The 13,947-nt window shown below is 46.1% G+C and carries 11 protein-coding genes; 5 read left to right on the forward strand and 6 right to left on the reverse strand.

Annotated elements, in window-relative coordinates; genetic code table 11:
* Positions 1-28 precede the first annotated feature (28 nt).
* Positions 29-1,759, forward strand: coding sequence for a pyruvate dehydrogenase complex dihydrolipoamide acetyltransferase (locus ACYVE4_RS21805; protein WP_461042363.1), 1,731 nt, complete (start codon positions 29-31; stop codon positions 1,757-1,759).
* 93 nt (positions 1,760-1,852) lie between these two features.
* Here the strand turns inward: ACYVE4_RS21805 and trxA are convergent, their stop codons facing one another.
* From trxA to ACYVE4_RS21830, 5 genes are all read right to left on the reverse strand, one after another.
* Positions 1,853-2,197 (reverse strand): thioredoxin, encoded by a 345-nt coding sequence (gene trxA / locus ACYVE4_RS21810; RefSeq protein ID WP_461042364.1) that lies wholly within the window; start codon positions 2,195-2,197, stop codon positions 1,853-1,855.
* Between the two features lie 71 nt (positions 2,198-2,268).
* A complete protein-coding gene (dnaE, locus tag ACYVE4_RS21815) occupies positions 2,269-5,904 on the reverse strand; it encodes a DNA polymerase III subunit alpha (RefSeq protein WP_461042365.1) in 3,636 nt (1,211 codons plus the stop codon).
* A 156-nt stretch (positions 5,905-6,060) separates the two neighbouring features.
* Positions 6,061-6,495 (reverse strand): hypothetical protein, encoded by a 435-nt coding sequence (locus ACYVE4_RS21820; RefSeq protein WP_461042366.1) that lies wholly within the window; start codon positions 6,493-6,495, stop codon positions 6,061-6,063.
* 107 nt (positions 6,496-6,602) lie between these two features.
* Entirely contained in the window at positions 6,603-7,913 is a 1,311-nt protein-coding gene (locus ACYVE4_RS21825; protein WP_461042367.1) for a serine hydrolase domain-containing protein, read from the reverse strand.
* Positions 7,914-7,950: 37 nt separating this feature from the next.
* A complete protein-coding gene (locus ACYVE4_RS21830; RefSeq protein WP_461042368.1) occupies positions 7,951-9,240 on the reverse strand; it encodes a spinster family MFS transporter in 1,290 nt (429 codons plus the stop codon).
* Between the two features lie 214 nt (positions 9,241-9,454).
* On the opposite strand from ACYVE4_RS21830, the gene ACYVE4_RS21835 reads away from it, so the two are divergent.
* From ACYVE4_RS21835 to ACYVE4_RS21845, 3 genes are all read left to right on the forward strand, one after another.
* A complete protein-coding gene (locus tag ACYVE4_RS21835) occupies positions 9,455-10,783 on the forward strand; it encodes a rhamnogalacturonidase (protein ID WP_461042369.1) in 1,329 nt (442 codons plus the stop codon).
* A 116-nt stretch (positions 10,784-10,899) separates the two neighbouring features.
* A complete protein-coding gene (locus tag ACYVE4_RS21840; RefSeq protein ID WP_461042370.1) occupies positions 10,900-11,394 on the forward strand; it encodes a hypothetical protein in 495 nt (164 codons plus the stop codon).
* Between the two features lie 163 nt (positions 11,395-11,557).
* The gene (locus ACYVE4_RS21845) at positions 11,558-12,031 is read left to right on the forward strand and encodes a nuclear transport factor 2 family protein (protein ID WP_461042371.1); all 474 of its coding nucleotides are present in this window, start codon (positions 11,558-11,560) and stop codon (positions 12,029-12,031) included.
* Positions 12,032-12,070: 39 nt separating this feature from the next.
* Here the strand turns inward: ACYVE4_RS21845 and ACYVE4_RS21850 are convergent, their stop codons facing one another.
* Positions 12,071-12,586 carry an acyl-CoA thioesterase gene (locus tag ACYVE4_RS21850; protein ID WP_461042372.1) on the reverse strand — a complete coding sequence of 172 codons (516 nt, stop codon included), beginning with the start codon at positions 12,584-12,586 and terminating at the stop codon, positions 12,071-12,073.
* A 174-nt stretch (positions 12,587-12,760) separates the two neighbouring features.
* On the opposite strand from ACYVE4_RS21850, the gene ACYVE4_RS21855 reads away from it, so the two are divergent.
* The gene (locus ACYVE4_RS21855) at positions 12,761-13,768 is read left to right on the forward strand and encodes a fasciclin domain-containing protein (RefSeq protein WP_461042373.1); all 1,008 of its coding nucleotides are present in this window, start codon (positions 12,761-12,763) and stop codon (positions 13,766-13,768) included.
* Positions 13,769-13,947: the final 179 nt, after the last annotated feature.

Below are 13,947 nucleotides of genomic sequence, written 5' to 3' on the forward strand. Positions count from 1 at the left end.
TATAACCCGATATACACATAGCTAACTTATGGCTGAATTAATTCGAATGCCCAAAATGAGCGACACCATGACCGAAGGAGTCATTGCGGAGTGGCACAAAAAAGTGGGCGATAAAGTAAAATCCGGCGATATACTGGCCGAAGTTGAAACCGATAAAGCCACGATGGACCTCGAATCGTATGAAGAAGGAACATTGCTTTATATCGGTGTTGAAAAAGGAGCTTCAGTGCCTGTAGACGGCGTACTTGCCGTTATCGGTGCCGATGGCGAAGATTACAAAGCGTTACTCAACGGATCAAGTGGAGGAAGCCAGGAAACTCCGGCGGCTCCTAAGCCAGAGCCAGCCCCTGCACCCGCTAACAGCGCATCAGGCGAAGTAGCTACTAAGCTACCGGATCAGAAAGCCGTTTCGGCAGCGCCAGCGGAGAAGGTAAATGCATCGGTCATTCGGATGCCGAAAATGAGCGATACCATGACCGAAGGAACCATCGTCGCCTGGCATAAAAAAGAAGGTGATACGGTAAAATCGGGCGATGTATTAGCCGAAGTTGAAACCGATAAAGCGACGATGGATCTTGAAGCCTATGAAGAAGGAACACTCCTTTACGTAGGTGTGAAAGAAGGTGCTTCCGTTGCCGTAGACGATATCATTGCCGTTGTTGGGGAGAAAGGAGCGAATTTCAAAGTATTACTTGAAGGCGGCTCCGGCGCTCCAGCTGGTAATGAAGCCGCTACAGGCGAAGGCGGAAGCGCAACGGCTCAGCAAAATCCACAAGCTTCGGAACCTGCTAATGCCGATACGGATTTGTCGTATGGCGGTGCTGCTGGTGATGCATCAGAATCGAACGGCCGATTAAAAGCGTCACCGCTGGCGAAAGCCATTGCGGCTGAGAAAGGCATCAATCTGGCTCAGGTAAAAGGCTCGGGGCCAGAAGGGCGTATCGTGAAAAGCGATGTAGAATCGTTTGTTCCTGGAACGGCTCCGGCTGCTAAACCTGCACCGACTCAACCGGTGGCACAACCTGCACAAGCCCCAGCCTCAACTCCGGCAGCTGCACCACAAGTTCCAACGCCAGCTGGCGAATACGAAGATGTGCCAGTGAGCCAGATGCGCAAGACAATTGCTCGTCGCTTGAGCGAAAGCCTGTTTACCGCTCCGCATTTCTACCTGACTATGGAAATCACCATGGACAAGGCGATGGAATTGCGAGGTACGGTTAATGCCGTTAGCCCAGTGAAAGTATCCTTCAACGATTTTGTTATCAAAGCCGCTGCGCTGGCATTGAAACAGCATCCGAACGTGAACTCGTCTTGGTTAGGTGACAAAATCCGCAAATACAAGTATGTAAATATCGGTGTGGCCGTCGCCGTTGACGAAGGCTTATTAGTACCCGTTATTCGCAACGCCGATCAGAAAACGCTCTCGACAATTTCAGGCGAAGTGAAAGATTTGGCTGGAAAAGCGAAAGACAAAAAACTTCAGCCAAAAGATTGGGAAGGCAGCACATTCTCAATTTCTAATTTGGGTATGTTTGGTATCGACGAATTCACAGCGATCATTAACCCACCTGATTCCTGCATTCTGGCGATTGGTACGATCAAGCAAACCGTGAAATTTGAAGGTGAGGTTGCCAAACCAACGAACGTCATGAAAGTAACGCTCTCCTGCGATCACCGTGTTGTCGATGGCGCAACGGGAGCTGCTTTCCTACAAACAGTAAAACAATTGCTAGAAGATCCAATGCGGATGTTAGTATAATTTTCTTTGTCATTCTGACGTCAGAATGACAAAAGCATAAAAAAAGTGCTCCTGAATATTCAGGAGCACTTTTTTTATGGAAAAGACCAGGAATTATATCGCTGCGGGCTCCATGGCACCTTGCAGTTTTTGCTCCAGCACATTTTTAGGAACGGCACCGATTACTTTATCAACCAGTTGACCGTTTTTGAAAATCATCAGAGTTGGGATGCTGCGGATACCAAATTTAGCTGGAACCTGCGAATGTTGGTCGACGTCCATTTTGGCGACAACGGCTTTCCCTTCGTATTCACCGGCAAGTTGCTCCACAACGGGGCCAACCATCCGACAGGGACCGCACCATTCGGCCCAGAAATCTACTAAAACGGGTTTGTCAGAATTTATGAGATCGTTGAAGTTCGCGTCGGTTGCTTCTACGGCAAGTGATCCTGCTGCCATGAGTGAAAATAGTTTATTAGTTGAACTTGTTTCATCCACATAAACCCGTTTCAAGCCGATTAGTTCATTCTCTATGCCACCTTACACGTCACTCCATCCATGGCTTCCAATGCCCGTAGGAACGTGTTAGCTGGGAAGACTTTTAATGTGCGTGCCTGTAGACTGACTTCGATTCGCTCAATAGGGTCAACCACATTTAGTGATAAATTACAGGTGCCTGGATGAGCATTAACCAGATCATTGATTTGACTGATTAACTGTGCATTCAACGAATCTAATGTGAGTGATACGCGGACTTCTTTGCAGAATTTTTCACGCATTTCGGTTAATAGCCGAATCGTTGTTGGCTTAAATTCCAGGTTATCCGAGTTCCAGCGATTTTGCGTTTTACCCGTAATGTGCAGAAAGCGGCCTACATCAATGTATTGCCCCAGACGCACATAGTCATCGCCAAAAAGCGCTAGTTCAATGGAAGTATTGTAGTCTTCTATCTTGAAGATACAGAAGGGATTACCATTTTTAGCAATCTTCGTTTGCATTGCTGAGACAATACCGGCTACTTTAATTTCAGGAGCCTTAATCTCGTAAATTTTGTCTAAGGTGCAGTTGCAGAAACCCTCTAATTCAAGCTTGAACTCATCCAAGGGATGTCCGGTGATATAGAAACCGACGACATCTTTCTCAAATTTCAATTTTTCGATCTGGTTCCACTCCGGTACGGTCGGCGCTTTTGGGCGAGCCAGCATCGGTTCGCCACCCATCATGGCGCCAAATAATGACTGTTGAGCGGCCGCTTTTTCAGCATGATAATTATTGGCGTAGCGAATAATTTTTTCCAGATACGGGCTGGTTTCCGTGGGCGGTACGTCGAAATACTGCGCCCGGTGGTATTCGTCCAGCGCATCAAAAGCACCGGCATAGGCCAGTGATTCAAGGGTTTTCTTATTGACGGTACGGAGGTTTACCCGAATGGCAAAATCGAAAATATCCTTGTAAGCACCACCAGCATTTCGCTCTTCAATGATGGCTTCGACGGCGGCATCACCTGCACCTTTAATACCTCCCAGCCCGAACCGGATTTCACCGTTTTTATTGACGCCAAATACCCGTTCCGATTCGTTTACATCAGGGCCGAGTACTGGGATGCCGATGTTTTTACACTCCTCAAGGAAGAATGTAATCTTTTCAATGTTACCTAAGCTGCTGGTCAATACAGCCGCCATATACTCCGACTTATAATAGGTTTTGAGGTAGGCCGTCTGATAAGCAACGAACGCATAACAGGTCGAGTGCGATTTATTGAAGGCATACGATGCGAACGCTTCCCAGTCGGTCCAGATTTTCTCGCAGGTTTTCAGAGGGAGTTTGTTGGCCGAACAGCCATCCATAAACTTACCCTTCATCTTGTCGAGTGTGGCGCGGTCTTTCTTACCCATCGCTTTCCGCAAGACGTCAGCATCCCCTTTGGTGAAGTTGCCGAGCTTCTGCGACAGTAGCATCAATTGCTCCTGATAGACTGTAATTCCGTATGTATCCGCCAGAAACTCCTCCATTTCGGGAAGATCATATTTGACCTCCTCACGACCGTGTTTCCGGGCAATGTAGTTCGGAATATAAGCAATAGGTCCCGGCCGATAGAGAGCGTTCATGGCAATGAGGTCACCAAAGCGGTCGGGCTTTAGGTCCTTCATGTGCTTTTTCATCCCGTCGGATTCGAACTGGAAAATGGCATTCGTTTCACCACGCTGGAACAGTTCGTAAGCCTTTGGATCATCAAGCGGAATATCATCAATGTCGGTTTCGACACCGTTGACATAAAAACCACCATAGTTTTGCTTAATGAGCCGCAAACATTCTTTGATGATGGTGAGGTTGCGTAACCCCAGAAAGTCCATCTTAATTACACCCGCGTCTTCAATTACTTTCCCTTCGTACTGCGTGATAATCAGGTTGGTATCTTTCGATGTCGAAACCGGTACAATATTCGACAGATCGTCGGGCGCGATGATGATACCAGCCGCGTGAACGCCCGTATTGCGAACCGTTCCCTCCAGCCGACGCGCTTGTTGTAACACGTTCTGTACTTTCTCCGTATCGATCAATTTCATCGTCCGACCGACTGATTGATCACCTGTTTCGAGCGCCCGCATGCGCTTCACATTCTCAACTTCGTCTGGCTGAATAACGCCCGCTAAGCCCCCCGGTCCGTCAATAGGGTCCTCAAATATTCGTTTGAGCGTCATATTGTACGTCGGCTTGTCGGGCACAAGCTTCGCAAGGGCGTTGGCGTCGGAAAGGGGCAAATCCATTACCCGGCTAACGTCTTTGATAGCTGATTTCGCGGCCATCGTACCATACGTCACAATCGCGGCAACCTGCTGTTTCCCGTATTTATCGACTACATAATCGATTACCCGCTGACGACCTTCATCGTCAAAATCGGTATCAATATCGGGCATTGATTTCCGGTCAGGATTCAGGAATCGCTCGAAGAGGAGGTCGTATTTGATCGGGTCAATATTGGTGATACCGATGCAATAGGCTACTGCACTTCCGGCGGCACTTCCCCGCCCTGGACCCACCATCACGCCAAGGTCACGGCCGGCTTTGATGAAGTCAGATACGATGAGGAAGTAACCCGCGAAACCCATTGTTTTGATCGTGAACAATTCAAAATCAAGACGTTCCTGTACGTGACTTTCGATCTCGCCGTATCGTTTGCGAGCTCCTTCGTACGTTAAATGCTTCAGATATTCCCACTGGTTGGCAACGTCGTCAGTATGAATCTGAAATTCCTGGGGAATCGGGAAGTTCGGAAGTAAAATATCGCGCTTGAGCTTCAGGACCTCAACCTTATCGACAATCTCGTTGGTGTTGTCGATGGCTTCGGGAAGGTCGTGAAACAACGTGCTCATCTCCTGCGTGTTCTTGAAGTAGAACTGATCCGAGAAGAATGCGAAACGGGTATTTTTGGGCATTACTTCGTCGTCGTTGAATTCTTTCATCGACGGTGTACTCTGCTTTTCGCCCGTATTCACGCAAAGCAAAATATCGTGAGCAACCCAGTCATCCCGGTCTACGTAGTGCGAATCGTTCGACGCAATAATTTTTACATTGTATTTCTGGGCGAACTTCACCAATACTTCATTCGCCTTAATCTGGTCAGGAATTTCATGGCGTTGTAACTCCACGTAATAGTCTTCGCCAAAGCGGTCGAGCCACCATTTGAATTCGGCTTCACCCGCTTCTTCGCCTTTTTTAAGAATGGTTTTTGGGACAATTGCGCCAATACAACAGGTCGTCGCAATTAGCCCTTCTTTGTACTGGTCAATCAGGGCTTTTGTGACGCGTGGATACTTGCCATATAAGCCTTCCATATACCCCAGCGAGCATAGTTTCGCCAGGTTTTTATAGCCCTGTGGATTCTTTGCCAGCAGCAATTGGTGGTACCGAACGTCTTTTTGCTCTTTGGTGAACTGCTTTCGCGTATGATCATCTACTACGTAAAATTCACATCCCACAATGGGTTTGATACCTTGTTTGGCAGACTCGGCCACAAACTCAAATACGCCGAACATGTTGCCGTGATCGGTGATGGCTACGGCAGGCATATTGTCAGCTTTGGCCTTCTTAATCAGCTTCTTAATGTCAGCTTGTCCGTCGAGAAGGGAGTATTGGGTATGGCAGTGGAGATGTGAAAATTGCATATCTGAACCGGGATTTATCAGATTTATGGATTAAAGCTGATTTTGTTCCTTTGGTAAAAATAGGAAATCTGGCCCGTTCAGGTGTGCTGGTATAAAGGGATTTTTAGAAAGAATTTTGTAACGAATTGAGTGGCAATCTACTTAGACTTACACTGCTTACTGATTCTGCGAGGCCCAAACATAACAGCCCGAATTGGCGGTAGGTCGTTTTACAAAGGAAAAAAATCTAGACGGTAAATCTTTTCCATTACAATTGATCGTCACTTGTACGACAAACTTAGGCGCATCTTTTAGAATAGTTTGATCGATAATGATTCGCTCATTGGACGCATTGGCATAAGAACTCTTGGTCAGATCACTAGAGAGGGTATCTTTTTGAACGAAAATATAATAGATAAACTGAGTCGACGATCCTGCAGTATAATTCGACGCCACTAATTGAGCGCCTTGGTATCCGCTTTCGCAGGGGGCTTTGGCAACAAGGGTAGTCGGTGGTTGGCAGTTTGTTGCTTGAGGGTCATCTTTCTTCTGACAACCACTGAGCCATACAATCACCAAAAGAAAGCTACTACAGAGTCGAGCGATATTCATAGTTAGCTGACGAATTTTTATTATCAGATAACTAATTGTGATTCTTTTTGTCTTATTTTTTCTATGAAAAAAAACTATTTTGAAGGTGGTTTTGTGACTTATGGTCATCAATCATTAATTGCCTGGTAAACCAAAGGCTTGAAAGCTTTGTCGGTATTGGATACATATGGTCCCCACATATTTCGGTAGATCAACACAAGCATATCTTCTTTAGGGTCAACCCAATACGAAGTTGAAAACACGCCACCCCACGAATAGGTGCCGGCTTGGCTGGGGGTGAACTTGCTTCCATTGTCAGAAATAACCAAGAAACCAAACCCGAATTTATTATCCAAAGCATGGTCACCGACATTGGGGCTCAGGTCACCAATTTGATTCATGGTCATCAGGCGAATTGTGTTGCGGGCTAATAACTTCACGCCGTTATATTCCCCGCCGTTTAGCAACATTTGTAGGAAAACAGCGTAATCGTAAACGGTGGTTGACATACCGCCACCGCCCGAAAAATAACTGTGTTTTTGAAGCGGATAATTCATGTCGAGCGCTCCGCCAAAAACCGATGCCTGCTTTTTGATCGTTCCTGCGGAATCGCCCTGGAAAAAGTTGACCAGCCGGGAAGCTTTTTCAGAAGGTACATTAAAATAGGTGTCTTTCATGCCCAGGGGCTGACAAATCCGTTTCAAAAAGAATTCTTCCAGGTTCATACCAGACCATTTCTCAATCAAATAGCCTAACACGTCCATATTCAATCCATATTTCCATTGCTCACCAGGTTGAAAAAAGAGTGGCAAAGTACCTAGACGGGTCATGGCATCAGCCAGCGTTTGCCCTTTGACGCCAACTCCGCCTGTCATATTCGCTTTTGCATAAATGGCGACTTCTGATGGAGGACCGATAGCTGGGTAGCCCAAGCCTGATGTATGGGTCAGCAGGTCGCGAATCGTGATGGGGCGTTTCGCCGGAACGGTTGTGTAAGTCGTATCCTTGGCGTTGAAGGTGGCCAGTACTTTTTGATTGGCGAAGGTTGGAATGAACTTGGCAACCGGATCGTCCAGCGAGAACTTTCCTTCTTCCCAAAGCATCATAACGGCCACCGTAGTGAGTGCTTTCGTTTGCGAAGCCACCCGAAAGATGCCGGTTTTGTCGACAGGTGTTTTCGTGGTTGGATCATTATATCCGTGCGCCTTGTAAAAAACGATTTTGCCATGTCGAGCTATTAATACAACTGAACCGTTTACCCACTTCTGCTTAACCCAATCCTGCATACTTGCCTCCAATCTGGCTAGACGTTCAGCCGAAAATCCACCAGCCGCCGGGGCCGCTTCGGTTAAGACTTTTGCTTTTGACTGGATTTGCGCAGCAGTTTCGTAAACAAGACCAATAAACAGAATCAATAAAACGATTAGGTGACGATTCATGGCTTTGAAGTAGGAATAGTAATGTAATGTTGTCGTGTCAACGTATTAAGTTGAGATCGTTCGTTAGTTTTTTTGCCGCTGCCAAAAAGAGCGTAGTCGATCCAACACTGATAACGATTACGATCGACATAGCCCATCGTAATGACTCGTTACCCAAAGTCGGAGCGAGCCGATCACTGATGATGCCAACTGTCAATGGTCCGAAACCCAACCCAACCAGATTGAGTACAAAAAACAGGATTGCAGACGTAAGCGAACGCATCGATGATGGGACAAGGCTATGAGAAACAGCAATGGATGGCCCCAAATACAGACTTTGTAGCGACGCGGTTAAGCCCAGACAGACTAGTGAATAGGTTGTATTTTCTAGAAAAAGAGCACCTGTTATACAGGGAATCGAGATGATAATGGCATAAGCTGGAATTCTCAGGTACCGTCGCTTATCTATTTTCCCGAAATGGTCAGTCAGCGCCCCACCGGCATACGAACCGATGGCTCCACCAATGCCGAAGATTGGTCCGAGCAAAGCGCCTATTTCTGCGTTTTTCATCCCGTGCAGCCTTGCCAAAAAAGAAGGCGCCCAATTATTTACACCATACAGGCAAAAGACATGCAATCCCGTAGCCAACGCCAGATACACGAAGGTTTTGGTTGCATACAACCGCTTCAGTACATCACGCAAGGAGGGCGACTCAACTGTCAATGTTGGATTCGTATCCGTCGCTCCACGTCGAGGTTCTTTCACCAATGCGTAAAAGAGGACTGAAAAAATAACCCCAGGGATACCTACTGCAAAAAAAGCGGTGCGCCAACCAAGATGCTGGTTCAAATATCCCCCCATTAAAAAGCCGACCAATATCCCGAAATAAATGCCTGTCGAGTAGATTGAAAGTGCCGTAGCTCGTTTTTCTGGCGGGAAGTAATCGGATAACATCGCATGGGCTGGAGGACTTCCACCGGCTTCTCCAACGCCCACGCCTATACGGGCTAATAGCAACTGGACGAAATTCCGCACCAGGCCCGAACAAGCAGTCATAATACTCCATAAGGCCAGGGATGCCGCCACAATATTCCTGCGGTTGGTTTTGTCAGCAAGTCGGGCAATTGGAATGCCCAACGTAACATAAAATAGTGCAAACGTAAACCCGGAGAGCAACCCAAGCTGAGTGTCCGACAGGTGTAACTCCTTTTTGATTGATTCCTGTAGGATAACCAGAAGCTGCCGATCAACAAAATTGAAGACGTATACCAGCGTCAGCATCACCAGGACATAATTCCGGTATAGACTACTAACTTCATTATTACTGGTTATTTCCTTGGTTTGCATAAAGGTGTTGAAGGGAGTATATCGTACGACTAAAAGAAATAAACATAAAGAAAATCCTCATTTATTCTAGAATATTAATAATCCTGCCTTTCAAGTACTTTTATTAAAATATACGACCTTTAGAAACACCCGAAAGTACAGGACGGGCGAACCAGTAAAGTGGTGCATCTTGCTGTTTTAACAGCCATAAATCCTGCGACCAGAATTTTGTCAAATGAAAAGAATAGTCTTCTTGCTCACGGGTGCGCTTGTCGTAAGCGCGCAGATTGTAGCCCAAACAATAGGAAAGGCCTCTTTCCCCGATGGGGCGCCAATCAGTAACTGGTTTACAGATGTCAAAAAGGTAAGCCTTGCTCAACTTGGGAAGTCGTACGTGATTACGGACTTTGGTGTAAAAGCCGACAGTACCATCGTGCAAACGGAAGCCATACAGAAAGTTATCAATACCGCGGCTGAAAAGGGCGGTGGGGTAGTGGTGATTCCTAAAGGTACATTTATGAGTGGGGCTTTATTTTTTAAACCCAAAACCCATTTGCACGTATCAGAAGGAGCCGTACTAAAAGGTTCTGACAGTATCGCTGACTATCCAAAATTGCCTTCTCGAATGGAAGGGCAAAGTCTGGATTACTTCGCGGCTTTGGTCAATGCGTATCAGGTCGATGGATTTACGATTTCAGGGAAAGGGAAAATTGATGGAAATGGGTTACGTTTCTGGGAAGCTTTTTGGCAACGACGTAAAGAGAATCCGAACTGTACGAACCTGGAAGTTTCGCGACCTCGGTTGGTATTTATCTGGAAATGCAATAACGTTCAGGTACAGGACGTAAAGCTGCATAATGCGGGTTTCTGGACGAGCCATTACTACCAATGCCAGAATGTGAAAGTGTTGGATGCGCATATTTATTCACCCTACAAACCCGTAAAAGCCCCAAGCACTGATGCAATTGATATTGATGCCTGTTCCAATGTTCTCGTCAAAGGTTGCTATATGTCGGTAAATGATGATGCAATTGCCTTAAAAGGCGGCAAAGGCCCCTGGGCAGATCGGGTGCCTAGCAATGGTGCTAATACGAACATCATTATTGAAGACTGTGAATTTGGTTTCTGCCATTCGGCGCTGACGTGCGGCAGTGAGGCAATTCATAACCGAAATATTGTGATGCGGAACTGCCATGTCAGCGAAGCGAGTCGGGTGTTGTGGCTCAAAATGCGGCCCGATACACCACAACTATACGAATACATTCGTGTAGAAAACATAAAAGGCCAGGCGCATAGTCTTTTATACGCAAAGCCCTGGACGCAGTTCTTCGACTTACAGGGTCGCAAAGACGAGCCGATTTCCTACGCTAACCATGTGACGCTGAAAAATATTAATCTCAATTGTGATACATTTTTTGACGTGGCAGTTTCCAGGCGGGATAAACTTTCGAATTTTACATTCGAAAACTTTGCAGTAGAAAGTAAAAACATAGCTATTGATAAAAATGTAGTCAGCGGATTTATTCTCAAAAATGTGAAAGTCAATAATAAGCTATTGGAATAAAAAATTGCTTCGTTTTTTAGCCATAAACGCACACTTTTTAGCTAGGGTTATACTTAAAAACATGGCACGACGTTTGATAGTCGGTAAGTATTAACAACCCATACTTATAACTAACCATGGCTACTTATTACGCCTTCCGCTCCTTTCGTTCTACATTCATTGCCCTGATCGCTATTGGTTGTCTGGTAACATCCTGTAAAAATATGGGGGGCGGTGACAACGTCGACCCTCGTGAACAATACTTGGGGGTATATGATGGAGGCTATCAGGCCTCAACACTGGTCAATAATTCGTATGAGTCCAGACGGGAAAGCGGTACTATACAGGTGACCGTATCGAAAGCACAGAACGCCAATCAGGTAACACTTGATCTAGTCTTTAATGGATCTACGAAACAGACGATGACTGCTGAATTGTCGAATGCGACGTTTACTATTGTCGATAAAAGTACGGAAGCTCTTACGTTTGATGGTAAAACCATTAACGATGCTAAATACACAGCACAGGGGCAGTTTGTTGATAAGACGATTGTGATCAATACGACCACTGAAACGTTACAAAGCGGATTGACCATTTCCAGACTTGGTAATATTTCAGGGACCTTAAAGTAAGACTTTTGAACCGGTATGTTGATGATATCGGGCTTCGGGGTTTAATTGATTAAACCGGCTGGTTGGCCGGTTTTTTTATGGACATTGCCGAAAGGTAGAATGCATCGATGGTGTTCTTTTGAAGGATACTGATTTAGTTCTAAATAATCTCAGATTCACTTCTATGAAATTCCTCCTGACATTCGGCTTATTTTTCTCGATGTACTGCGCCGTGGCGCAAACGCCCGTATCGCCATCAGCCGCTGCATCATCGTCGGCTGCGCTCTCTGCCGAGGGAAAAACGGTGGCCGAAACTGAGAAAAAACGATTTGCCGCTCAGGTTAGTAAAGATTATGCGTATCTGGATAAAGTGCTGGGAAACGATCTGGTGTACACGCATTCGAACGGGAACAGCGATTCTAAAGAGTCTTATATTCAATCCATCCGCGATGGCAAATCGAAATATGACGCTATTGATGTCGAAGATCAGAAAGTGCGCGTATATGGCAATACGGCGATTATCAATGGTATCTGCATGGTAAAAGCGATGAATAATGGCGAAACCATCAATACGCATTTAAAATACACTTCTGTGTACGTCCGGAAGGGACCACAATGGCAAATGGTAACCTGGCAATCGTTTAAAATGCCGAACTAGAACCGGGATTTATGTGATTGAACTGACTGTGAACCTGGTTCAGACTTTGAGAAATTCCCGTAACTCCGTCGCATCCTGTGCATTCATGCGCCCGGCCAATACGAGTCGGAGTTGCCGTCGGCGTAAGGCACTGGCGTATCGATCTTTTTCATCATCGGTTTCCGGAATAACTGCCGGTACTTCAATCGGGCGACCACTCTGATCGACGGCGACAAATGTGTAGAAAGCGCTGTTGGTACTGACCCGAATACCCGCTGGAATGTCTTCGCCCCACACTTCAAGGTACACTTCCATCGACGAACTGAACGCGCGCGTTACCTGTGCTTTTATGGTCACGATGTTGCCTAAGCGAATAGGTTCGGCGAACGAAACGTTATCGACTGAAGCTGTTACGACAATTCGATTGGAGTGTTTTTGAGCCGCAATAGCTGCGGCAATGTCCATGAAGTGCAGGAGTCGCCCACCCATCAGATTGTTGAGCGTGTTGGTATCGTTGGGTAATACCATTTCGGTCATAATGGTTGCAGACTCGCGGGCAAATTTGGGCTGAGGCATTGAGTAAAGAGTAAATAAGTCAGGAATCAGAGATTTTTTGCAAACCAACGACCGAAAATTGAAACGGGCAAATGGTCAGCAGGATGGATTGAATCTCAAACAAAACCAGTCGATTGTCGTTCTTTGGAAAACAAATAACCTGATTTGGATACGTTTAACCAATTAGTAACCATCATGCACAAATCAAAACATGCGTCCGTTGTGAAACCCTGGGGCTTGTTATTCTCACTCCTTATCGTATTGACCAGCTTTTTTTCGGCTTGTACAAAAGAGGAAAACAACACACCAACGCTTTCGACAATCGGCGATTTACTTAATACGAGTGGCCAATTTACCTTACTCAAAGCAGCCCTTACAAAAGCAGGTCTGGATGGAATGCTGAGCCAGCCCGGTACATACACTGTTTTTGCGCCGACCGATGCTGCTTTTAAATTATTAGGATACAATGATGTGGCTGCGATTAATGCTGCATCTACCGATTTGCTGAAATCTATCCTACAATATCACGTTCTTAGTACTCGAGTAGCATCCGCTGATATTCCGGTTGGTGTTAATACTCCTCAGCAAACAGCGGGTGGTTTGCCTGTTTATGTATCTAAAGTAACGTCCACCTCATCGACAACTACGTCGACTACATCCAGTACGATTTCAGTCAATGGAGCGCGCATTTTACAGACCGATGGACAGGCCAGCAATGGGGTCGTTTATGCTATTGATCGAGTGTTACTGCCACCTACATTCGGAAACGTTGTAGCAACCATTCAGGGTATTCCGCTCCTGTTACCGACTGCATCGTTTAAACTACTAACGGCGGCTGTGGCAAAAACGGGTGCCGTTAGTTCACTGACTGCTACTGGACCAATTACTGTCTTCGCGCCGACTGATGCTGCTTTTAAGGCCGTTGGCTACGATTCGGCTGCTATTGCCAAAGCACCCGTTGCCACATTAGCTAGTGTACTGAGCTATCATTTGGTGAACGGACGAGTATATACACCGCTGATTACCAATGGTTCAAGTCTGAGTACAGCACAGGGCGGAACCATTACCGCTGGGGTTAGTACAACGGCGCTGACCGTTACCGGCAAAGGAAACGGCGGAACCGCTTCAAGCATTACTGGCCCCGATATTAGTGCAACAAACGGGGTTGTTCATATTATTGACAGATTGCTATTGCCGCAATAAAAAGACGCTTTATAATCAATAAATTAGGGCAGGTGAACGCATAAAATTACTTGTGCGTTCACCTGCCCTGACCCTTTTTTAGACCCTTTCGGAGGAATCAAAACCGGCTTGTAAATGTTCTATATTCAGTGAATTTACCCTCAGATTTTATCAATTTGTTTCGTTGGAAATACGTGATT

The sequence above is a fragment of the Spirosoma harenae genome, assembly GCF_054776975.1.